We start from the raw sequence: 24401 nt of genomic DNA, 5'->3' as shown, positions 1-24401 counted from the left end.
CAGAGTGGAGAGCGGAGAGGGAAAATTATTCCCGCCAACTCTGTTAACTCTTCTCTATTAACCATTAACTGACCACCCATGGCCCGCCGTTACGTCATCAAGCAGGACGCCGCTCCGGCCGCGCCTGTCTCCGGGATCGACTACCGCACGGCTCTCAATGAAGAACAGTATGCCGCCGTCTCTTCGGAACCGGGGCCGGCGCTCGTCATTGCGGGAGCCGGTTCGGGAAAAACGCGTACACTGACCTACCGCGTGGCGTGGCTGCTGGACCACGGCACGGACCCGTGGAATATCCTGCTGCTTACCTTTACCAACAAGGCGGCGCGGGAAATGACGGAACGGGTGCGTTCCCTGATCCCCCTTGACCTGTCCCGCCTGTGGAGCGGCACGTTCCACTCCATTGCCAACCGCATCCTGCGCCAGCACGCCGAATACCTGGGCTATACCCCGGCCTTTACGATCATGGATTCAGACGACCGCAAATCCATGATCAAGAGCGTGGTCAAATCCCTCAAGCTGGATGAAAAATCCACCCGTTTTCCCAAGCCGGAAGTCCTTTCCTCCCTGTTCAGCCTGGCGGACAACGAAGGCGCCAACATCCAGGAAACGTTGGAAAACGCCTATCCGTACCTCTCCAACCATCTGGACGCCATCCTGGACGTGCATGAACAATATGTGGCCCGCAAGCAGGAAACCAACAGCATGGACTTTGACGACCTGCTGCTCAACGTCGTAAGGCTCTTTCAGGAACAGGAGCACCTGCGCGCCCTGTACGGCTCCCGCTTCCAGCACATCCTGGTGGACGAATACCAGGACACCAACTACCTCCAGAGCCGTTTCATCGACATGCTGGCCCGGGAACATGGCCAGCTCATGGTGGTGGGGGACGACGCCCAGAGCATCTACTCCTGGCGCGGCGCGGACATGGAGAACATCCTCAGCTTCACCACCCGCTACCCGGCCGCAAAAACCTTCAAGATAGAAACCAATTACCGCAGCGTGCCGGAGATTCTGGAACTGTCCAATGCAGCTATTGCCGCCAACGAGGTGCAGATTGAAAAACAGCTCCGCTCCGTGCGCCCCACCGGGGAAATGCCACCCGCCCTCGTCCCGCTCAACGACGACCGGATGCAGGCCAAATTCGTTGCCCAGCGCATCAGGGACCTCATTGAAGAAGGCACGGACCCCAATGAAATAGCCGTGCTCTACCGCGCCCACTTCCACAGCATGGAACTGCAAATGGAACTGACCCGCGGAGAAATTCCCTTCCGCATCACCAGCGGCATCAGGTTTTTTGAACAGGCCCACATCAAGGACGTCGTGGCCTTCATGCGCTTTGTGGTCAATCCCAGGGACGAGCTTTCCTTCCGCCGCATGGTCATGCTCCTGCCCGGCATCGGTCCAGGCATGGCGCAGAAGCTCTGGACACGCTGGGCGGCCTGTCCGGAAAGCCGGCTGGAAACGCCTCCGGAATCCTTCTCCGCCCTGATGCTGGACTTCCCGGTCCCGGCCAAATCCAAAACGGGTTGGATGCAGCTCTGCTACACGCTGGATGAACTGGCCCCTGCCGGGAAAATCGCCGGGCCGGCCTCCATGCTCGTCTCCATCCATGAAGCCGTTTATGACGAGTACATGCAGTCCGCTTTTGAGAACTACGACCAGCGCAGGCAGGATCTCCTGCACCTGGCCGGATTCTCTGAACGGTTTGACTCCACGGAGGATTTCCTTTCCCAGCTTTCCCTGCTGGGCAATACGGATGACGAAAGCGCCGCGGCGGACTTGTCCGGGGGCGCCGTTACGCTGTCCACCATCCACCAGGCCAAGGGGCTGGAATGGTCCGTCGTCTTCCTGATCGGCCTGTGCGACGGCATGTTCCCGCACCAGCGCGTGATTGACGACGGCGATCTGGCGGGGCTGGAAGAGGAACGCCGCCTCTTTTACGTAGGCATCACCCGCGCCAAGGACCAGCTTTACCTGACCTATCCCCGCTGGAACTGCCGCGCCCAGGGAGGAACCTTCATGCAGATGCCCTCCCGTTTTCTGGATGAATTCCCGGCCAGCCTGGTGGAGGAATGGCAAGTGGAATAACGGCTTTCCCTCCCTTATTCCTTTAACGTAAGCCGTTCTTCCACTTCCTTGCGGAATGCTTCATCCATTCCATGGTTCCGGACCAGCTGCCGTACTTCCTCCAGTTCCTCCCGGGTTGCCCCATACCGATAGCGGATATGGGAGAAAAAATAGGAACGTACCCAATCCTTCCTGTTCTCCAGAAGCAGTTTCATGCGCTCCAGGGGAGGAAGCTTGTCATTCCAGCCCTTTCCCCATTGGTCGGGAGGAAGCTTCTGCCTGGCCACCAAATCCACAGGCTGGAAATGGTCCAGCGCCCTGATCAATCTTAAATAAATATCCGTCTTTTCCCTCCGGACGGCACGCTCGTCCCTGCCGTTGTTTTCCCCATAAATGATATAATCCAGGACGGAGAACGCTTTATCCAACGATTCCAGGGATCCTGTTTCCTCAAACCGGGCCACATGTTCAAAGAAAAGAGCCGTTTTGGCAGTCATTCTGTTTTCCAGTAATTCCCTCACGGAATCTTTCAAAGGACCCTCTCCGGCCCTGCGGAAAATTTCCTCCAGTGCGGAACGTCCGGCCTTGTCATCCGGCAGGGTTTCCTGAATTTCCGCCATGATCTGCTCCTGAAAGGACGTGGAAAAACCAGCCGGCCCCAGGTTCCCGCTTTTCTGCATGGCCTCAAACAAACTAAACTGCCTGGACATCTTTTCGAGAAAACATTTATAAGGCCAGTCGGGAGGAGCCTCTTCATCCTCCGCCCATGCCTGAATGTCTTTCCATATCTGTTCCGGATTTCCCTTTCCTTCTTCCTTCAGCTGCTGGATGCTTTTCCTCAGGTTCCCGGTATCGAAATAATGCCGGCAGGAGTTCAGAAATTCCGGTCTTACATTCATGCCTTCCAACATCCGCAAGGCTCGCTGCTGAATCTCCGGCGTCCCGTCATAATCACCATTTACCAGGCTCTCCACACTGTAGCGGATATCCTGATGATGGCGGCAGAGATCCTTCTGGAAACCGGGCTGAATGTCCCCATCATTCCCTCCGCTTCTCCTGAACAGCAGGGAACGTTCCGGATAGTCCTTATAAAGGGGGTCCAGGTTCTTCTCCAGCATCTTCATCAGCTGAAGCCAGGAATGCAGTTTGAAATCAAGAATGGAGGGAATATCCCCGTTGCCCCCACTATTACGGTGCGTCAGCCTGCCGATGGCTCTGGCCGCCTGTTTCACCTTTTCCGGGGTACAAGCCAGCTCCATGGACAGCAGAAGATTCCCTATCTCCTGCTTCTGCGCCGTCAGGACGCGCTGGCATTCCGCGCTAACCTGCCCGACCAGCCTTTTGTCCATGCCATAGGCCCGGAGCCACCATCCGACCTCTCTTAATGCACTACAGGAATTGGAACATGTCCGCCAGATATGTTCCATCATCTTCTTTTCCAGATCCTCCCTGATGCGCTCGCCATCTTCAAAAGAAGGCTCCTGCGCAATGACGTGGTACAGTTCCAGCCATTTCTCCAATTGAAAAGTGGACCCGGCCTTCCACCGGCCTTTAGCTTCCTCCCGCGCGCGCCGGAACTGGTGCACCAGCAAGCAGGCCGCATCAAGATCGGCCCTGGTTTTCGTCTTCCTGAAACGGGCCAGGGCTCCCCTGATCTCCCTGATTTCCAATTCTTCCCGGAGGTTGTCCAGGAACACGGCATCCATTCCAAATTCCGCGGCCTTCTTCAAAAGACTCCTGCCGCCCTGGGTATCCAGCCATTTGGATGACTTTATTTTCCCAAAAAACATTTCCTGCGCATTCCTCACTTCTTCCTCCGCTTTCCGGCTCAAATCCACGCCCCGGCTTTTCCTTCCATTTTCCTTTCTGGCAATCAGATACTGCCTGCGGGCCTCCGGATTTTTAACGCTGTCGGGGGATTGCCCGGAAACAATGAAGCCATCCTGCCCGGGAAGCAGAGGCAGAGAAATGTTCATGCAGCCATAGTCTTCCGACAGATAAAGAGGATCCCGGGAATGTTTCAGAAAATAAATATGCCGCAGGAACGCCGTCATCTCCTCCTCTTCCGCCTTTCCATCCTCCGGAACGGGGGATTTGCCTTTCCTGGACGGCCGCCAGGATACGTCCGTCTGAATGAATTTTCGTAACAAAGCAAGGAATTCATCATCCACCCCCTCCGCCAGGGCAAGAGCCTCCCGCCGCTCTTCCGGAGACGGTACGCCCCGATAGGCGGAACGGATATAATCCAGGATAGCCAGCCTGATCTGAAAACGGAACACCCGCAACCCGGATTGCAGGTAGTCGTAAAGGTAGGAACTGGCAACCTTTTCCGGAATCGGCCGCGGCTCCTTTTCCGGCATGTTCTTTTCCCCGCGGGACATCATCATCCGGGCCATCTCCGGGAGATAATCGGGATCAATGGCCTCCGTCACGGCGCGGAACATCCGGAAATAAATATCCAGCTTGTATCTCCGGACTTCCGGGACAGGCTGTTCCTGTTCATCGCAGTCTGCCATTTTCTCAAGATCTTTCACCACCATGTCCAGATAACCCGGCTCCATGGTCCGGTCAAACAGGTCCAGATTTTTTCCGATGGACTGCCTGCACTGGCTGCCAACAGGGCACTCATCTCCCACGCAACGCCCGTGCATGGAACAAAAGCCCAGCAGAAGTAAAAAAGGTACCAGAAAAAAACGCGCTCTATTCATGGCGGAAAGAAGGGATGCAAGGGGAAAAAGCAGCAAGTTCCTGTTGCATCATCAATGAATGCCATATTTCAAAAATGATGTAAACATTTTATTGTCAAATATTTCAATCATTAGACACCACATTTTCCGCATAGGAAGACCGCGGGAAATGTTTCCCCTGTTGTCACGGGGGCTTCCATCAAATGTTTGCCCGGCGGCATTTCATGCACTCCCGGAAAAGCGAACTCCCTGATAGTGCATGCCACAGTTTTTTCACCTGGCTGTCCCCCTGGCAGGCTGAAAACAGGAATTTCCATTGGCCGGCCCTGTACCGGGTTCAGAACAACTTTTCTTTTGCCGGAATGGCAGCCTGCGGAAAGGGTTTTGCCGGAGGCTTTTTATCCAGGTCCGGGATTGATACACCCCATGAAGTTCAAGAGAGGCAAGTACGCAGACAGGCGGCACGGGGGAAATACCGACCCGGCCGTTATTTCCACAGGAATAAATCATCCAACCAACCGAATTAAAATAGACATGTTACTTCCCAGCATTTCCCAGAGATCCCCGGGTGAATTTCAATGTTTTATTTCCGTTTCTCTTCGTCTTTTCTCATCCGTAAAAGACATCTTCGGGTTAAAATCTTTAACGGATGACCTGCACAGGTACCGTTTAGAAACGCTGTCATAATCGAACGGCTTCAAATATTCAGATAAGGCATTGATATTCCTACATTTTAATTTTCGTTTCAAACAAATTACTGCATGTCATCCCACTGAACGCTTTAGAATAGGAATCATCTAAAATGCTGGACGCCGTGATTGTCACGAATGCGTAACCACCTAATCATTAAACAAATAAAAAAGCATGAAATTAAGACTCCCACAAGTGCTGCTCGCAGCAGTTATTGCCTGTCTCGGCAGTTTCTCCGTCGCCACGGCAGCGGATTACCCGGTCGACAGCGCCGACTCACTGGTTACAGCCTGGAACCAGGCCGCCGCCTCCAACGAGGCTTCCACCATCACGATTACCCTTCCCCCGGGAGAGGATAGCCTCACGCTGACCCAGGAACAACGAGTCCAGATGCAAGCCATCTCCGGAACGGGAAACATCACCATCCAAATGGCGGATCCCAGTGGAAAACTGATCAATTTCAATTATGACCTGGTTAACGACCAGGTTTCATTCAATGACATCACGTTGAGCGAACCTCTTGGGAGCGATAACGACATTGTGGTGACGCACGCGACGAACACCGACACCATCGACGGCAGAAACGTCGCCATCATGGGTACGGATGACGCCGCTCATCCCAAGACCATCGGTGCTCTGATCACCTCCACGAACGGACAGGTAGGCATCGGGGACAATGTTTCCATGGAAAAAGCCATCACGGTGAATGATCAGGCAACCAAAACAGTGGATCCCCAAACACCTCCGGCAGGCCAGGCCTATACCCGCACCACCTATTCCACTTACAATGATTCCAACGAACAGGCGGTGGTTCTGGGCAATAACGTCACCATGCAGAGTACCGTAACGGCTACCGGCCAGATCGTAAGCGATCCGGCGTCCAAAATCACGCTGAACGGAGACGTGACCTCCACAGCAGGCATCGGCAACGTTACTACGGAAGAATTTGACGCGTCCAACACCCAGACCAGCAAAACCGTCATCGACTCCCTGGACGACAGCGTTTCAGGCGGCATCGTCCTTGGCGAAACCACGGCCGGAGCCATCAACATCAAGACCCAGGGTGGCAATGTTTCCCTGGGAGACAATACTGTCCTGAACGGCACCACCGTTTCCGCGGAATCCGTTGACTTGAACAAGACGGTCTACAGCAACGACGACGGCAATTGGAACACCGTAGCAAATACGGAAAGGCTGGACACCATCGAAGGCAGCATCACGCTTGGCAACAATTCCACCGTAAAGGGGAACGCCACACTGACGGCGGACGACAATATCGCCATCGGCAACAACAGCGTCATCACCGGCAATACCGCCGCTGACGGCATCGTGACCGCCGGAGGCCAGATCTCCATCGGAGACGGAACGCAGGTGGTGGACAATACCGCCACCAATGCCGACAAGGCCGCCATCAACCTGGCGGAAAGCCAGACCCTGTACATTGGTTCCGGGGCCGTTCTTTCCGGCAATACCGCCAACGGCGTAGCCGGTTCCGTGCATGCGGGCCAGAATTCCCAGATCAACGTCTACACGGACGCCACCGCCTACACCTACATCAATGACGGCATCGCCACCGCGGCTCCCGCCACGGTCAATGACAAGGCAGCCGTCATGACGAAGACCGGTGCCGGCACGCTCGTGTACGGCGGCACTACCGGTGCGGACACCTTCGGCGGCACCTACAAGCAGCTGGAAGGCAACCTGGTGATCGGCCGCGCCACCTTCGGAACGGCGAACGCCGCCGCTGAAAGGGCTGCAACTGCCCCGGCCATCGGCTCCGCCACCATGGGTACGGACGACACCGTTTACGATATCCAGACCGGCAGCGTGACGCTGGCCCAGGGTTCCACCATGAAGGGCGCTTCCGCCACCTTTGGCGGTGATTCCACCCTGCTGCTGAGCGATGGCTCCGTGCTGGACTTCGGCACTCCGGCCACGTTCAAGGACGATTCCCGCGTGGGTATCCAGGTTTCCGATGCCACCGGCAGCCCCGTTCCCCTCGCCCAGCTGAAGAAGGGCACGGAAAGCGTGACAGTCACGCTGAACGGAACGGACATTTCCGGCCGTCTGCTGAACAACCTGTTCCTGTCCACCACGATGGCTCCCGGTACCGCTGACGGAACCACCACCATCACCCAGAACATGAAAGGCATTGACGGTCCCCTGTCCGGCTACAACGGCAACGTTTACACCGTAGCAGCCGCTCTGGAAAACAACCGCCTGAATGTAGCGGCCGGAACTCCCGCCGCCCAGTTCTACGAAACCCTGCTGCGTTCCACGAACGCGGATGAAGCCGCCAGCCTCATCCAGTCCGTCAGCGGCGAACATGTGGTGAACTTCACCTGGGCCGCCAGCCGCACAGTTCGGAACTTTGCCGACCTGGGCCGCATCCAGTCCGCCGCATCCATGGCCCGCCAGACGGAAGACACCATTGAAGTGGTGGACGCCAAGGGCTCCCCGATCGCCCGCAAGACGATCGCCAAGGGCAACGGCAACATCTGGGTAGGCGGCATGGGCATCTGGGATGACCAGGACGCCCGTGACGGTGTTTCCGGATACAAGTACAATGTCGGCGGTTATGCCGTGGGCATCGACTACAAGGCTGCGCAGGGTTCCCTGATCGGTATCGCCGCCGGCCAGAGCTTCGGTGACTTCAAGGACAAGACGGGCATCGGAGCCGATTACGACGTCGATTCCTTCCTGGCCATGATCTACGGACGCATGCATCCCTTCCGGGACAGCAAGTTCACCCTGGACGGCTACGGCGCCTACGGACGCTCCCGTTTCAAAGGTGATTCCTACATGATGGGTTCTGCCGCCAATGGCAGGGCAGACACGGATACCTTCAGCGGCGGCCTGTACGGCACCTGGACGGAACGCTTCGCCCTGGGCAGAGCTTTCGTGACGCCCTACACCGGTATCGAATTCATGACTTCCGAACTCAAGGGATTCTCTGAAAGCGGCCCCTACGGACGTACCTTTGGCCACGCCCGTGCCCAGAACTGGACCATCCCGGTCGGCATCACGATTGCCCGCACCTATCAGACGGACGGCGGCACCTCCATTACCCCGGCGCTGACGGTAGCCGCGGCCCAGGATGTGAGCCGCATGAATCCCAAATCCAATGTTTCCGGGCCTCTGGGAGACTGGAACGCCCGCGGCGTCAATGTAGGCCGCACCGCGTTCCGCCTGAATGCCGGCATTGACGTGCTCTTCTCCAGCAACTGGGGAGCCCGCATCTGCTATCAGTTCGAGACCCGCAACAAGCTGACCGCCCATGGCATTAACGGCGCCATCAGCTATACGTTCTAAGTAGGACGGCGCTCCAGCGCATGCTTTTACTTGGTTATGGTAGGCCCTTTCCCGCTTAATGCGGGAAAGGGTTTTTCCATATACCATGATTTTTCAAGCTTTGTTCATGGAAAATTTACATTTCCAGACTAAGAATGAACCATTCACCTGATTAGCAATTCGTAGAGCTCCGGAGATGTTTCAATCGGAAATCTTAGAAATAGCAAATTTATGTTTAACAAACACTTACATAATTTTTTTGCGGCCGCATATCGCCTGGGAATTAGGGCCTCCCGGCCCTAATGGATGCTCTTGCAGGAGCAGAGTGAAGACTGTTAAACGAGAGCTTCCGCCGTGCTCCAGAAAGGTTTTCAATCACGAAAGGCGGGAGCCTTCCGTTCCCAGGCGCCGGAGGCGTAAATCTGCTGCTGAAGCAGAAGTTGACGATTCACGGGGGGATTGGAAAGGAAAAATTCCCGGAAACATTTTTCTTTTAGATGTTTCTGACGTGACTCCGGATTTCTAAATCCGTTATGTGCGGCATAGCTAAAGTACCTATTGCGCATGAGACTATCTACACTTTGCATGTTATGCTTCCTGTCCGCGGGTATTTCCCAGGCTGCCACCACTTATATCTGGAGCGGAGCGGCGGGAAACGGAATTTATGGAGATACAAACAATTGGACGGTAAATGGATCACCGAATGGCTATTATCCGCAGAGCAGCGGTGACGACGCCATCATTGGAGAAAGCGTCGGAACCATTATCTGGTCTAACCAGCAAGATCATTGCGGAGCATCAGCTGGGATCCGGAAATACCCTTTTATGCACCACTTACGCAGGAGTGGGAGATTTCCAGGTCAACACGGTTACGCTGGAAGGGAATGCCCACCTGGTTTTCGAATCCACAAACGCTTTCGGCATCAATAAGGACTTTATGCTGAATTTCGGCACCTTCAGCGCCGCGGAACACGGTTCCTGGACTGCCGCGGATACCCTGACTTCTGGACCAAAAACCACACCGTCTCCTTCACTGAAACACTGGACATGGGCAGCCTTTCCGGAACCCGCCACTGCGACGCTGGGCCTCCTGGGATTGGAAGCCCTGCTGTTAAGACGCAGGAGAAAGTAACCACCTTATCATCATCGATCCTCCCCGGCTGATCCTCAGAAGGAAAAGTCGGGGTTTTCTTTTTCCGGAAAGTTCATTCCCGCACGCCCCTTCTGTATAACGCGGCTTTCTTCTCCGGGGCAGTCTGAGGCCTTTCCCGGTAAAAAATGGACAGCTTCCAGCGCTGGTCAGAATTCGCAATTCCGCGGCGTGCGGGCAAAGGGCAGAACGTCGCGGATGTTGTTCACTCCGGTTACAAACATCAGTAGCCGTTCAAAACCGGCCCCGAACCCGGCGTGCGGCACGCTGCCGTAGCGGCGCAGGTCGGCATACCACTGGTACGCTTCCTCATTCATGCCCGTGCGGCGCATGTTTTCCAGCAGGATGTCCAGTCTTTCCTCACGCTGGCTGCCGCCCACGATTTCCCCGATGCCGGGAACCAGCACATCCATGGCGGTAACGGTTTTTCCGTCTTCATTCAAGCGCATGTAGAAGGGCTTGATTTCCTTCGGGTAGTTGTACACGATGACCGGACATTTGAAATGCTCTTCCGTCAGGAAGCGTTCGTGTTCGCTCTGGAGGTTGATTCCCCAGGAAACGGGATAATCAAACGTTTTTCCGCTTTTGAGAAGAATATCCACGGCTTCCGTATAGGAACAGCGCACAAACGGAGTCTCCTTCACGTGCTCCAGGCGTTCCCGCAGGCCCTTGTCCACAAAACGGGTCAGAAATTCGACTTCCTCCGCGCTGTTTTCCAGGGCGTCGCTGACCAGGAAGCGAATGAACGCCTCCGCCATATCCATGTCCCCGTACAGGTCGCAAAAGGCCATTTCAGGCTCCACCATCCAGAATTCCGCCGCGTGGCGCGTGGTATTGGAGTTTTCCGCCCGGAACGTGGGGCCAAAGGTGTAGATGTTGCTCAGGGCGCATGCGAAAGCTTCCCCTTCCAGCTGGCCGCTCACCGTGAGGTAGGCCGCCTTGCCGAAGAAATCCCGGGCGGCGTCCCGGGAAGCGGCCTCGCCCACCTCCAATGTCGTTACGCGGAACATTTCACCGGCGCCCTCGCAATCGCTGGCCGTAATGATAGGCGTGCTGACCCAGGAAAAATCCCTGGACTGGAAAAACCGGTGGATGGCAAAGGCCAGCCTGCTGCGCATGCGGAACACGGCACCGAACAGGTTGGTGCGGGGGCGAAGATGGGCGATGGAACGCAGGAACTCCGGCGTATGCCCCTTTTTCTGCAAGGGGTAGGAGTCCGGAGCGTTCCCCACCAGCTCCAGAGAGGCGGCGCGCAGTTCCCAGCGCTGCCTGCCCTGCCCGGCCACCAGCGCACCGCGGATGCTCACGGCGGACCCCGTGGTCATCTCCCCAATCCGTTCATAACCGGGTATGCCTTCATCCGCCACCACCTGCAGGGAAGCCACGGAAGAGCCGTCGTTCACTTCCAGAAAAGAAAAAGCCTTGGAATCACGGCGCGTGCGCACCCAGCCCTGAATCAGGATGTCCGGCCTTTCCGCTTCACTGGACAAGGCATGTTTCACCAATGTTCTGCTGATCATGGCGCAAGTATAATACAGCGCCTTTTCCATGCCAGCAGAATTACTTTTCCCCCGCAGAGAAATATTCCGGGGATCCCGGCACAGGAAGAAGAGCGTACACCCCGGCTTTATTTGGAGGGCTGCATGACCTGGCGGCCCGTCGTAATCGCGATGGCGTCCGCCAGCGGCATTTCCTTCTCCGTGTGCGCCACGCCCCAGGAATCCGAGAAAATGAGCGTCTTCTTTTCCTCGTCAAAGCCGATGATGAGCCGCAAATGGCCTCCCCGCGTCTGGGACAGGCGCATCGGTTCCGGCACTACGCCCAGCTGTACGGACCACAGCACGGGAATGCCTGCTGAAATGTAGGGCTTAATGGCATTGAGCCATTTATCTACCTGGGCCGGAGATCCGGCACGCGCCAGCTTCAGCGCCTCACCGTCTGCATTCTCCCAGAAGCCGGGCCAGTCATACTCATTCTCCACCTTCTCCTTTTTCAATTTGGCGGCGGCGCGGTTGTAGGCTTTCAGCAGATTCCTGAAATCACGGGTGTCCGCCAGGGAATCCAGCACCTTGATCCGGATCTGGAAACGCGCCCCTATCTTTTTCAGGTTTTCCGCCATTTCCGCCGTGCTGGTGCCTCCGGAAGCGGATGAATTGGCCAGGGAAGCCAGCTCATGCTGGTCCACGTAATCCATGCCGTAATAGGCAAAAATGCGGGCGGCGGTAGCCACCACGCAATAACCCTTCTGCCCCTGGTCAACCATGGGAATGTCCTGGATCACCACTCTCTTTCCCTCCTTCCTGACATGCTGCTTGATGTCAGCCTTTTTAGCGCGGGAAGAAGCGTCCCCCCTTGCAATGGAGGCTTCCGTGGGACCGGCCTTCAACCGGATGAACTCCGCTTCAAATTCCCTGCCCTCTTTTGAGGTATTGATTTCCAGGGCAAGCGCTCCCTTGTCCCAGATCCAGGACCAGCCATTGACCTTGACCACCGCTTCCCGCCGGGAAGCCCGGTATTCCTTGGGCTGAACTCCGGTAAGCGTGGTCAGTCCCTCCTTGATGCGGGCCAGCCGTTTTTCAAATTCGTCCTTGTCAATGGCTCCGTTGTCCCCCTTGTTGTACATCATGATGGTCATGGACTGGGGAACTCCCTCCTTCCAATGCACCAGCATTTCCCCCAGGGACATGTCCCCTATCTTGATCGCAGGCTTCGCAATCCGCAGCTGGGTCTTGTCCTTGTCCACCCAGCCTCCGGATTCTCCGTTAAAATATTTCCCGAATAACTCCGGCTGCTGCAGATTCCAGAACGCGCCGGACTTTAAATCCGGCGCCAGGTCACCCGCAGCCCAAGCGGCGGGAAGGAGGCAGCAGGCGGAAAGGATGGACAGAACTGAAGAGATGAATCGCATCACGGCAAAGGAGTTGGAGAAAACCGTCCCGCAGTCCGGGACCCATACTGACAATGTATTCCTCCCTGACGGTTCTGCCAAGAAAAAATGCGCCTTCCCCCCCGGCGGAATGCTCCGCCACTCACTTTCCCCGCATCAGGCTTATTCAGTCAAAACCCCTGGAGAAAAAAACGGCCTGCCACGGTAAATTCCGCAGCAGGCCGGCTTGAATAAATAAACCAGTCGGTTACATGAACGGACGCAAACGCTGCATGATGGCATCCTTGGAAGAGGCGCCCACCATCGTGTCCATGATTTCCCCGTTCTTGATAATCAGAAGGGTGGGAATGGTACGCACGCCGTAGGTAGCGGCCAGGCCGTTATTGGCGTCCACATCCACTTTACCCACCTTGATCTTGCCGGCCAGTTCCGTGGAGAGCTGGTCGATGATCGGGGCGATCATGCGGCAGGGGCCGCACCATGTAGCCCAGAAATCGACAAGCACAGGAATGTCGGATTTCAGAACTTCATCCTCAAAATTTGCTTCAGAAAATACGTTTGCCATAGTACCGCTTAGAGTATTTCAACAATCATTACGTTCACTTATTCTTCTGCATCGGCGCTCTCGGAAGGCTCCTCGGCAGCAGTGTCGGAAGCGGCGTCATCGGAAGAAGATTCAGCGGCAGCGTCGTCGGTCGTTTCTTCACTGGCGGAGGCGGGAGCCGCCGCGGCGGGCTTGGAGTCGCCGCCCAGCCAGCCCGTCATGCTGCGGGCTTCCAAGGTATCCGTGGAATACTGATAACCAACGAAAATAAGCGCAAAGGCAAGAGCTACGAAGGAAAGGACATTGAGCAGCGTATTGGGAGCTGCCTCCGTATCCTCTTCAAATTTCTTGGCTGTAAAGGAAGCGGAAGAAACGGGAGCGGCCGCGGGAGCGGTGTTCAATCCGATGGTAGCCTGCGGAAGCTGGGCGGTCGCCATGCCTGCTCCGGGAGGAGTCAGGGGGACGGTAGGCGCAGCGGCCCCGGCGGGCGGAGCCACGGGCGTCGTGGCGGAACCAAGAGCCACCGTCTTCAACCCGCCTCCAAGCTTGATGCCGCCGCCAAGTCCGGCGGGACGGAGGGGAATGGTGGGCGCAGCAGCAGCGGGCGGAGCAGCGGGAGCCGCAGGAGCTGCCGGTGCATTGGGCACGGAAGGAGCAGCCGGGGCAGCCGGAGGAGTCGGAATGCTGGGCGGAGGCGGAGTACCGCCCGGGATGGAGGGAGGAGGTGGATTACTCATATCGGAAAAATAACTGTGCTGAACGATAGCTCTCGCTTATTTCCGTCCGTAAATCAAGAAAAAGAATGCGCAAAGCCCAAATTCCGTGCAATTTTTTTTAATTTGGCGCGTATTCCATCCTAAACACGCTGTCCGGACTTGCCCTGAAAAGCGTTCTTTCCTACGCTGTGTAACCGGCATTATTTCATATGAAACCCATTACCAAACTAGCGTTCACTACCTTGCCTGACGGTTCCATTCTCGACCTCTGGGAACGGGACGGCTTCCACTTTCTTCTCCGCGACGGCGTGCAGCTGGCATCCAGTTTTTCCCATGGGAGCAATGAAGCGGCGGCGGCCATGGCGGCGGCCCCGGTTAAAAGGGCCAACCAGCCCTCTTTTCTTCTGGACGGCCTCAGCCTGGGCTTCACCCTGTTTGCCCTGATGGACCAGGTCCAGAGGGAAAAGGCCCGCTTCATCGTGGCGGAACCATGCAGGCAGCTCGTTGACTGGCACCAGCAGTTCATGGACCAGGAACGGCCCGGTTTTTTACACGATCCGCGCGTCAGCGTGGAATTTGCCCCGGCTCTCCAGGTAGCCCGCAAAAACCCGAAGAGCTTCCACGCCATCCTGTGCCGTTCCACCCATGAACGCATGAACCTGACCGTGGCGGAGGCTTCCGACTATTTTGCCGCGCTCAAGCAGGGCGGCCTTCTGGTCATCACCGTGGCCCGGCCGGATACCCGGCTGACCCGCACCCTGCAAAAAGCGGGCTTTGAAGTCAGCACGGAAGCCGTGCCTGCTTCACATAAAGGAAAGAAAACCACTTTTCACACCGTTATATTGGGAAAGAAGGGTCGTTTCGTCCCCTTCTCCGCCCACCAGTCCTGATTTCATCATTTCCATATGAAGCACCTATTCCTCACCACCGCCGGCCTTTTGGCCGCTCTCCTGATGGGAGTTCCCGCCATGGCGGACTCCATTGCCCCGGGCATCCTGCTGCCCAAAAAGAATACCAAGTCCATTTCCTTTTCCCCCAAGGGGTCTTCGGATATTTTCCTGCTGGGCATCATGCCCCAGGGCAGTTCCGTCAAGAAAGGGGAATCCGTAGCGCAGGCGGATTTCCGCATTCTGGACAAGAGCATTGAGGATTACGAACGCACCATTAAAAGCAAGAACCTGGAGGTGTTGAAACTCCGCTACGCCCTGGACCAGCAAAAGGAACGCTCCGCCCTGGCCCTCCAAAAGTCCCAGACTGCCCTGGCGCGCACGCAAGAGGACCAGAAGGACTTTCTGGAAAAACGGAAGGCCCGCATGCTGGCGGAAGAGGAGGAACGCGTGAACAAGGCCCTCCGCCACATGTCCTACAAGCAGGAGGAGCTGAACCAGCTCACCAAGATGTACAAGGATGACCAGGTGGCGGAAGAAACGGAGGAAATTATCCTGAAACGCCTGAAAAACGAACTGGGGGAAAGTGAATTTGCCGTGCAGGGAGCCAAGCTCGTCGCGGAGCTTGCCAAACTGCGCAATATCCACCGCCTGGGAGAAGACTACGCCACGGCCGTCAAGGAAAAGCAGATGGACCTGGCGGAAACCCGGAAACAGGCGGAGTTTGACCTGGAACAGAAGAAGATTGCCCTGACGGAAGCGGAAGTCTCCCTGCGCCGCCTTCAGGACAAATACAATGAATTGAAAGCGGACCGGGAAATGGCCGCCTTCAAGGCACCGGAAAACGGCATCCTGCTTTACGGCGGCTACGTGGCTGACAAATGGGTGGCTATTCCGGTAGCGGAAAAGCTCAAGCCCGGCGGCAAACTGGAAGCCTTTGACAAACTCGCCACTATCGTGCCCCCTGATTCGGAACTGATCGTGCAGGCCACCCTGCCGGACTCCACGGCTACGCCCAAAGTCGGGGAAACCGTCGTCATCAAGGTGACGAACATGCAGATTCCCGGCATCATCACGGAAGCCAGCCCCATTCCGGGCGCCGACGGAAAGCGCCGCATCATTATCACGCCCAAGGTTCCCGCCAGCCAGATCTTTGCGCCCGGCCTTCCCGTTCAGGTGACCATCAAGGACCAGCAGGCTTGAGCCACCCCGGACCATCCATGAACAAGGCCTTCCTCCTTCTTGCCGCCCTGGGAGCCTGCACGGCGCTCTGCGCCCCCGTCCGGGCAGAACATGCGGACAAGGAGAAAAGGGATACCATTCCCATTGCCCGGGTGCCGGACGTACCGCCGCCCTCGCGGGAAAAGCTGGACGCTTCCATCCGCAAGGCGGCGGATTTCCTGCTCGGCAGCCAGAACAGGGACGGTTCCTGGGGAAGCCACACGCGCACCAAGGGGCTGAACGTCATCTGTCCCTACCCGGAAGGCCCCAGGTCCTTCAGGACGGCCTCCACCTCCCTGTGCGTCATCGGCCTGCTCGCCAGCCCGCTGAAAGAGGACCCCGCCGTGAAAACGGCCGTAGACAGGGCCATCCAGTACCTGCTCACCACACTGCCCACCCTGAAACGGGGGGATACGCGCACCGTGCTCGGCGTATGGGGGCATGCGTACGGCCTTTCCGCCCTGAGCAGGGCCGCCAGCAACCTTCCGGTCAATTCCCCCCTGTACGCGGAACTCAAAAAAGTGGCCGATCTCCAGGTAAAAGCGCTGGACCAGATGGCGGACGTGCAGGGAGGATGGGGCTATTACACGTTTGAAACCTTTTCCAAACGCCCCATCGGAGAACCCACTTCCTTCCTGACGGCTACGGTCCTGATCGCCTACAAGGACGCGGAACGGGCCTTTGGCCTCAAACCAGATCCCCGTATTCTCAAGCGGGCGGTGGCCGGGCTGGAAAAACTGCGGACGCCTGCCGGAAGCTATGTCTATTCCATCTCCCACACCTTTTATCCCGGCAGGCCCATCAACCGCCATACCGGCAGCCTGGCCCGCACCCCCGCAGGTGACCTGGCCCTCCTCCTGTACGATCCGGATTTCATTTCCAGACGGCAGCTGGAGGACGGCCTGGAACGCATCTGGAGCCGCGGAGGATGGCTTTCACTGGCCGTGAAAAAACCCATTCCGCATGAAAGCTTCGCCCAGAATGCGGGCTACTTTTTCTACTATGGGTACTATTACGCCGCCCGCTGCCTGTCCGAGGTGCCTCAGGAACGCCTGACCCGCCACGCCTCCCACCTGGCGGCCGACTTGCTGCCCATGCAGGAAAAAGACGGTTCCTGGTGGGATTATCCCCTGTACAACTACCACAAATTCTACGGTACCGGGTATGCCCTGTACGCTGTTTCCCGCGTGCGGGATTCCCTGTACCCTGCCAACCCTGCATCCGCACCCTGACATCATGTTCCGCCTGCTGCTCACCTGCCTGCTCCTGACAGCGACCCTGCACGTTTCCGCAGAGGAAACGGAATCCATGGCACCAGGCAAGGCCGATGTCCTTCCCATCGCCAAGATACCGGACGTTCCTCCCGCAGAAGCCGCACAATTTGACCAGGCCTTCCGCCGCGGCGTGGATTTCCTGCTGAAAGAACAGAACGCGGACGGCTCCTGGGGAGACCACCGGGTGATCGGCACGTGGAACGTCACATGCCCCTATCCGGACGGCCCCCTGACGTTCAAGACGGCCAGCACGGCCCTGTGCATCGCGGGGCTGAACGCCAGCCCCCTGAGGAACGAACCGGCGGTGCAGCAGGCCATGACCCGTGCGGAAGACTACCTGATCCGCACCATGCCCCATTTGAAACGGGGAGACGCCCTCTGCGTGTACAACACCTGGGCCCACACTTATGTGCTGGACGCCATGAGCATGCGGGCGGCGGCGCTGGACCGGAACAGTCCGCGTTACCGGGAACTCATGGAGTGCGCCCGCGCCCAGGTGGACAAGCTCAATGAACTGGCCTCCGCCATGGGAGGGTGGGGCTACCTTACCTACTCCGGATTCAGCCAACGGCCCGCAGCACAGCCCACCTCCTTCCTGACGGGTACGGTTCTCATCTCCGCCTGGATGGCCGGAAAATCGTTCGGCCTTGCCCTGGACGACAAAATATTCAGCCGCGCGCTGAAATTCCTCAAATCCCAGAGAACGCCCGCGGGAACCTACGTCTATTCCCTGGGGCACGCCTTTTATCCCGGCAGGCCCATCAACCGCCACACCGGCAGCCTGGCCCGCACTCCCGCCTGTGATTACGCCATCAGGCTGTGGGAACCGGAGACCATCTCCATGCGCCAGCTCATTGACGGCCTGGACCGCCTGTGGAGCCGCCGGGGCTGGCTTACGATGGCCCTCCACAAACCCACCCCCCATGAGAGTTTCGCCCAGAATTCCGGGTATTTCTTTTACTACGGTTACTATTACTCAGGAATGTGTCTGGACATGCTGGCTCCAAATCAGGTAAAACGCCATGCGTCTTTATTGGCTAACGACATCCTTGCCCGGCAGGGAAAGGACGGCTCCTGGTGGGACTACCCCCTGTACAATTACCACAAATTTTACGGCACCGGGTATGCCCTGTACGCCCTTTCCCGTGCGTGGGACAAGCTGTACGGACAGCCGGAACCACCATCCACGCTTATCTCCAAACCATCCCGGCCATGACAAACACCATGAAATCACTTCTGGCGCTCTGCCTGTTCTGCGGTGCAACCGCCCTTTCCATGGGGGAAACCCCGGCCAGACACACGTCCTTCAAGCCCGGAGAAATCTGGACGGACAACAACGGCATCCATATCAACGCCCACGGCGGCGGCATCCTCTACGACAAAGGGACCTACTACTGGTACGGGGAACACAAGGTGGAGGGAGACGCCGGGAACTATGCCCAGGTGGGCGTGCACTGCTATTCCTCCAAGGACCTGTACAATTGGAAGGATGAGGGAATCGCCCTGAAAGTGGTGGAAGGGGACAACTCCCACCCCATCGCCAAGGGCTGCATTCTGGAACGTCCCAAGGTTGTATACAACAAGAAGACTAAAAAATACGTGATGTGGTTCCATCTGGAACTCAAGGGGAAAGGCTACGGCGCGGCTTACGCGGGCGTGGCGACGGCCACCAAACCCACCGGACCATTCACCTTCCTGAGAGCCGGACGCGTCAATCCGGGCAAATGGCCCATGAACATGGACAAGAAGGACCAGACCATGAAAACGTTCAAAGGGGTTCCCGGTCTGACTTCCAGCGCCCTGCCGGAAGGAGTGCGCTCCGAGGATATGTTCAAGAAGGATTTTGAAAAGGGCCAGATGAGCCGGGACATGACTATTTTTGTAGACGACGACGGCAAGGCCTACCACATCTATTCCTCCGAAGAAAACAGCACCACCCACATTGCGGAGCTTACGCCGGACTACACGGAGCACACCGGAAAATTCGTCCGGGCATTTCCAGGCCGCTTCATGGAAGCCCCCGCCATTTTCAAGCACAAGGGCAAATACTACTTTATCGCCTCCGGATGCACCGGCTGGTACCCCAACGCCGCCCGCAGCGCCGTGGCGCCCCGCATTGCCGGACCGTGGACGGAGCTCAAGAATCCCTGCGTAGGCCCCAAGGCCGGCACCACCTTTGGTGGCCAGAGCACCTACATCCTGCCCGTGCAGGGCAAACCCGGCAAATTCATCTTCATGGCGGACATCTGGCGGCCCCAGAACGCCATTGACGGCCGCTACCTGTGGCTGCCCATCCAGTTTGACGGAGACCAGATCAAGCTGGAATGGAAGGATGAATGGAAACTGGAAGACCTGTAACCTCCCCACCCCTCCCTGTTATTCATGAAAACGCTAACGCTTGCCTTTTTTGCCGGACTGGCCTATTGCCTTTCCTCCGTCTCCACGGCTGACACCCCCGTAAAGCACACGTCCTTCAAGCCCGGAGAAATCTGGACGGACAACAACGGCGTCCATATCAACGCCCATGGCGGCGGCATCCTCTATGACAAGGGAACCTACTACTGGTACGGGGAACACAAGGTGGAGGGAGATGCCGGAAACCGCGCCCAGGTGGGCGTGCACTGCTATTCCTCCAAGGACCTGTACAACTGGAAGGACGAGGGAATCGCCCTGAAAGTGGTGGAAGGGGACAACTCCCACCCCATCGCCAAGGGCTGCATTCTGGAACGCCCCAAGGTCGTGTACAACAAGAAGACCAAAAAATACGTGATGTGGTTCCATCTGGAACTCCGGGGCAAGGGATACGGGGCAGCCCAGGCGGGCGTGGCGACGGCCACCAAACCCACCGGACCGTTCAAGTTCCTGAAAGCCGGACGCGTCAATCCGGGCAAATGGCCCATGAATTTGGATAAAAAGGACCAGACCACGGAATTCACCATGGACATGCCCGACTACGTCCGCATCATCAGGCGGGACTTTCCCGGCGGCCAGATGAGCCGGGACATGACCATCTTCGTCGATGATAACGGCAAGGCCTACCACATCTACTCCTCCGAGGGGAACATTACCCTGCACATTGCGGAACTCACGCCGGACTATACCGGGCATAGCGGAAAATACGTCCGGGCCTTCGTCAACCGCTATATGGAAGCCCCCGCCATCTGCAAATACAACGGCAAATATTACATGATCGCCTCCGGATGCTCCGGCTGGGCTCCCAATGCGGCGCGCAGCGCCGTAGCCAACAATATTGCCGGACCATGGACGGAGCTCAAGAACCCCTGCGTGGGGCCCAAAGCCGGCATCACCTTCGGCGGCCAGAGCACCTACATCCTGCCCGTGCAGGGCAAGCCCGGCAAATTCATCTTCATGGCGGACATCTGGCGTCCCAAAAACGCCATTGACGGCCGCTACCTGTGGCTGCCCATGAAATGGGACGGAGACCAGATCAGGCTGGAATGGAAGGATGAATGGACACTGAAGGATCTGTAACCGGTTTCTTCTCCTTCCCATGCAGGATACGATCTACTGCTTCCACTTCCTCGCCAGGAGACAAAAGCGCACCCTGCTCTATGTCCTCTGTTCCATTCCTGCCATTGCCACCATCTGGCTGCTGAATCCTGAATGGCCTTTCTGGGCGGTGTACATTGCCTGGGCCATTGTCTGCACGGCGGCACTGGCTGTGTTATATGCCGCACCTCTCCCTATCCACTGTCCGCATTGCGGATACGCCAGGCTTCATCCCGCTACACAGACGCCGGAGGAACAACGAAGACCGGATACCGGCATTATGCTGACGTGCCGGAGCTGCGCCTCCACCTTCTACACGGACGCCTATATTCCCTGGCCGGGAAAAAGCATCCGCCGCCGTGCCGTTTCCCCGGATGAATGGGATGAACAACCTGCCCATACGCAAACCGGGCCTGTTTCCTCCGGAGAGGGAAACAGGCCGGACAAGTTTTCCTGAATCTTGATGAAAGTCCCGGTTAACGGGCTTTCCTGGAAGCTATCACGTAATTCCTCATGCGCTGGTCGGCGGGAGTGGTGGGGCGCACGCTCGTGACCCACTTGCCATCCTTGTCCTTCTTCTTCACTTCCGTCCTGTCGCGGTAAAGCTTCGCGGAGAAATTATCGGAATCCAGAATCACCGGCCCGGGGCCCTTGGTGACGATGGGAGTCGGCGGAACTTCCGCAACAACAGTCAGGGGCTCACGCAGGGATTCATACCAGTATACCAGTTCCTGCTGGCCCTGGGGATTGTCCGGATAAGGCGCATAGGCTCCATTATTGGCGGAAACCTTCACATAGGCCGGTTCCGGGAACGTAGTCTGGTAAGAAGAGGGGGAACAGGCCCCCAACAGCAGAAATCCGGCGGCGCCGGTAATGATCATGGAATGCAGTTTCATATAGGCATTGGAGTCCCCGGCATCCCGTTCCGTTCAGGCGATGGACAATTCCAAAGCCTTCCCGCATGCCCAAAAAATCTATTAATGATTAACTGGCAAACAAAAATGGACAGAGACGGCTGTTCCCTGTCCATCTTGTTTTATGACTGCCTCCGGTTCCTTATTTCACGTCTTGTTTCTCAGAAACCGCCTCCAGCACCAGGACTTCAAACGGCTGGAGCGTGATGGAAAACGGAGTGCCGGCCCTGATTACTTCCGCTGGCAGGGAATCCCCCTTGGGGGAAGAAAGCCTGTACTCCGCAGGAGCCCCAGCCGGCAGTTCAAACACGGCTGCGGGGTCAAAACTCACTGTCTGCGTTCTGGAAGAGGGATTGCGCAGGGTCAGGATACCCTTCCGCGGGGACCAGGAAGCCCAGCCGTACACCTCCATATCCGCAGGGCTCCCGCCGATCCAATGCGTATCTACCAGCGTATCTCCGTTGGCACGGGTCCATTTGGCGGCGGCGGCCAGCGTATCCCATTCATCCTGCGTCAGCAGGCCGGGAGAAACGTAAATTTCCTGCATCTGCGTACCGGAACCGAAGCCGGACCAGATTTCATTTTTCAAGTCATCTCCCTCCACCTTCTCCAGGTTATGAGCGCGTTTGGTGTAAATGACGCCGTGGGTCATCAGGGAATTGACCGGAAACAAAGGGGATACTTCCACGTTATTCTCGTAAATCTTGGCATCACGGAAAGTCATCCATTGATTGCGCGGCGTTCCCTCTCCCCGGAATTCATGGTCCCAGTTGCCACGCCAGATGGAATCTGCAATTCCAAACCAGAAGGGGGAAGCCCAGGTCCCCGTGGTCAGGTTCACATACAGGTCCGGCCGCACGCCGCGCAATTCTTCAATCAAATGGATAATCGCTTCAAAATCACTGGAGAACCTGCTGCCCGGAACCTGGGTTTCCACACTGGACGTGCCGTCAAACTTGAAATGATTAACGCCATTCTCCCTGATCATGTGTACGCACATGTCCCTGAAATAGTTGTAATACCTGGAACCTGCCAGGGCGAAGCCAACCTCATTCGTTTCAAACTTTCCATTGGCCGCCTTCAGGCGGTTATTCCTGGGGTCTCCATAACCACCCCACGGAGAGAGCCACACCCCGGGAGCCGCGCCGAAAGATTCTGCGGCCTGACGCACCTTGTGGAATTCGTCTGGAAAATCCTTATTGAATTTCCAGAGGGTCTCCGTATCGTCCCAGCCGTCATCCATCATAAAGGAATCCATCACTACACCGCGTTTTTTCACGAGTTCCCGGCCGTAGGTATTGATCACATCCAGGGCTTTTTTCTCGGAATAGCGGTCAAAATAGCCGATATCGTACCACGTGTTATAATTCAGGAACGCGCCGTAGGGCCTCGCGCGCTCCTGATTCAGATAATCCACCTGAAAAGCGCGCCTCAACTGTCCGGGCGCGGCCACGCCTACCACGGCGGAAACAGTTACAGACGCACAGGCCGGAATATCCAGACGGCGTTCCATCTGGGCCTGGATGCGGCCGTCCTTCTCTGCCCGGTTTACGGACATGGGATGTTCCACGCCCGCAAAAAGCGTGCCGCCGGAAGCCGTAACGGGAGCCCCCTTGACGGATCCCATCACCCGGCCATCCGGAGCTGACAGGTCAAGCAGCCTGATCACGCGGACGGCGGCGGGAAGATGCCGGGCCTCCACCTTCAGGGAAAGGCGCACGTACGGGGAGCCTTCCCGCACCTCCGCCGTCCAGAGAAGAGCCAGTCCATCCCTGTTCCCCACAAAGGGAACGGTCACACGCTGACCGGGGCGGCGGTCCGCCAGACGGCGGGCGTCCGGCCGGGCGGGAATCTTCTCCACACTGGGCGTGCGAGCCATGAAATCACGGGCGGAAAACTTTTTATAGCGGGATTTGATTTCCTTCCTGGGCGCGTTTTTGCTTTCAATCGTCACTTCCGGACGCAAATCCTTCTCTTCATCCACCACCATGAGGGCAAAAATATCGGGCCCCAGCCTGTAGGAACGGCCGTTCACCTTGTCATGGAACACAGCGTCTGCAAACGTATTACCCGTCACGCGCACATCCAGGCCGACTTTTTCATTCCCGATGGGGAACAGGGAACTGTCCACGGCGGCGGGAGCAGGAGAAACGGGGGGAACCGCATGAGCCGGTTCCGCTCCCGGGGACGGCAGGCACACGACGGCGGCCAGCGCCACGCCCATGCTTTGTATTGTATGGCTATTCATCTTCAATTATAGGCAATGGAAAATATTCAGATCCTGAAAAAGGCATGGAACCGCCACCGGATCCTTCCACCTTTCCGGAATAATCCAGTCAATCATGTACCGGACAGGCAAGGCAAGATTAACAAAAACAATTCCTCTTCCAACAAGAAAAAAGAATACCTGCCGTGAACGTCCTTCCGGATCAAACATGAGAAAACGCTCCTCCGATCATGCACAACGCTACTCCGGCCGCCAGCCGCCATTTAATACTCATGTTGTCCCTGTTCTCTTTCTTCCGGCCACACCGCACGAGCCGCCATCATGTCATCATCCCGA

At 57.1% G+C, this 24401-nt stretch carries 17 protein-coding genes; 10 read left to right on the top strand and 7 right to left on the bottom strand.

What is annotated here, in order from left to right:
- Positions 1-78: 78 nt before the first annotated feature.
- Complete coding sequence (locus LIO64_RS06535; RefSeq protein ID WP_290548637.1) at positions 79-2088, top strand: ATP-dependent helicase; 2010 nt, start codon at positions 79-81, stop codon at positions 2086-2088.
- Between the two features lie 14 nt (positions 2089-2102).
- Here the strand turns inward: LIO64_RS06535 and LIO64_RS06530 are convergent, their stop codons facing one another.
- Positions 2103-4775, bottom strand: coding sequence for a hypothetical protein (locus tag LIO64_RS06530; protein WP_290548636.1), 2673 nt, complete (start codon positions 4773-4775; stop codon positions 2103-2105).
- Between the two features lie 843 nt (positions 4776-5618).
- Between LIO64_RS06530 and LIO64_RS06525 the strand changes: the two genes are divergently transcribed.
- Both LIO64_RS06525 and LIO64_RS06520 read left to right on the top strand, forming a co-directional pair.
- Positions 5619-8756, top strand: coding sequence for an autotransporter domain-containing protein (locus tag LIO64_RS06525; protein WP_290548635.1), 3138 nt, complete (start codon positions 5619-5621; stop codon positions 8754-8756).
- Between the two features lie 682 nt (positions 8757-9438).
- Positions 9439-9867 (top strand): hypothetical protein, encoded by a 429-nt coding sequence (locus LIO64_RS06520; RefSeq protein ID WP_290548634.1) that lies wholly within the window; start codon positions 9439-9441, stop codon positions 9865-9867.
- Positions 9868-10034: 167 nt separating this feature from the next.
- Here LIO64_RS06520 and asnS read toward each other — a convergent pair whose 3' ends face one another.
- The 4 genes from asnS to LIO64_RS06500 all read right to left on the bottom strand — a co-directional run bounded on the left by asnS (position 10035) and on the right by LIO64_RS06500 (position 14053).
- Positions 10035-11402 (bottom strand): asparagine--tRNA ligase, encoded by a 1368-nt coding sequence (gene asnS / locus LIO64_RS06515; RefSeq protein WP_345779570.1) that lies wholly within the window; start codon positions 11400-11402, stop codon positions 10035-10037.
- 110 nt (positions 11403-11512) lie between these two features.
- Complete coding sequence (locus LIO64_RS06510) at positions 11513-12793, bottom strand: C39 family peptidase (protein WP_290548632.1); 1281 nt, start codon at positions 12791-12793, stop codon at positions 11513-11515.
- A 226-nt stretch (positions 12794-13019) separates the two neighbouring features.
- Positions 13020-13337: a thioredoxin gene (trxA, locus tag LIO64_RS06505; RefSeq protein WP_290548631.1), complete on the bottom strand. Its 318-nt coding sequence runs from the start codon at positions 13335-13337 to the stop codon at positions 13020-13022.
- A gap of 38 nt (positions 13338-13375) precedes the next feature.
- On the bottom strand, positions 13376-14053 hold the full coding sequence (locus tag LIO64_RS06500) for a hypothetical protein (protein WP_290548630.1): 678 nt from the start codon (positions 14051-14053) through the stop codon (positions 13376-13378).
- A gap of 188 nt (positions 14054-14241) precedes the next feature.
- On the opposite strand from LIO64_RS06500, the gene LIO64_RS06495 reads away from it, so the two are divergent.
- From LIO64_RS06495 to LIO64_RS06465, 7 genes are read left to right on the top strand one after another with little or no spacing between them, the layout of a single operon-like run.
- On the top strand, positions 14242-14922 hold the full coding sequence (locus LIO64_RS06495; RefSeq protein ID WP_290548629.1) for a hypothetical protein: 681 nt from the start codon (positions 14242-14244) through the stop codon (positions 14920-14922).
- A gap of 15 nt (positions 14923-14937) precedes the next feature.
- Entirely contained in the window at positions 14938-16122 is a 1185-nt protein-coding gene (locus LIO64_RS06490; RefSeq protein ID WP_290548628.1) for an HlyD family efflux transporter periplasmic adaptor subunit, read from the top strand.
- A 17-nt stretch (positions 16123-16139) separates the two neighbouring features.
- Positions 16140-17372: a hypothetical protein gene (locus tag LIO64_RS06485; RefSeq protein WP_290548627.1), complete on the top strand. Its 1233-nt coding sequence runs from the start codon at positions 16140-16142 to the stop codon at positions 17370-17372.
- A gap of 4 nt (positions 17373-17376) precedes the next feature.
- On the top strand, positions 17377-18630 hold the full coding sequence (locus LIO64_RS06480; protein WP_290548626.1) for a hypothetical protein: 1254 nt from the start codon (positions 17377-17379) through the stop codon (positions 18628-18630).
- Positions 18631-18689: 59 nt separating this feature from the next.
- Entirely contained in the window at positions 18690-19772 is a 1083-nt protein-coding gene (locus LIO64_RS06475; protein ID WP_345779569.1) for a glycoside hydrolase family 43 protein, read from the top strand.
- Positions 19773-19796: 24 nt separating this feature from the next.
- Positions 19797-20906, top strand: coding sequence for a glycoside hydrolase family 43 protein (locus LIO64_RS06470; RefSeq protein WP_290548624.1), 1110 nt, complete (start codon positions 19797-19799; stop codon positions 20904-20906).
- 19 nt (positions 20907-20925) lie between these two features.
- Positions 20926-21381, top strand: coding sequence for a hypothetical protein (locus tag LIO64_RS06465; protein ID WP_290548623.1), 456 nt, complete (start codon positions 20926-20928; stop codon positions 21379-21381).
- Between the two features lie 19 nt (positions 21382-21400).
- Here LIO64_RS06465 and LIO64_RS06460 read toward each other — a convergent pair whose 3' ends face one another.
- Positions 21401-21820: a hypothetical protein gene (locus LIO64_RS06460; protein WP_290548622.1), complete on the bottom strand. Its 420-nt coding sequence runs from the start codon at positions 21818-21820 to the stop codon at positions 21401-21403.
- 160 nt (positions 21821-21980) lie between these two features.
- Positions 21981-24086: a hypothetical protein gene (locus LIO64_RS06455; protein ID WP_290548621.1), complete on the bottom strand. Its 2106-nt coding sequence runs from the start codon at positions 24084-24086 to the stop codon at positions 21981-21983.
- Between the last annotated feature and the right edge of the window lie 315 nt (positions 24087-24401).

Origin of the sequence: Akkermansia sp. (assembly GCF_020860705.1) — a bacterium.
GTDB lineage: Bacteria > Verrucomicrobiota > Verrucomicrobiia > Verrucomicrobiales > Akkermansiaceae > Akkermansia.
Note: the sequence above shows the minus strand (reverse complement) of the source record. Positions and strands in the feature narration are given on the sequence as shown.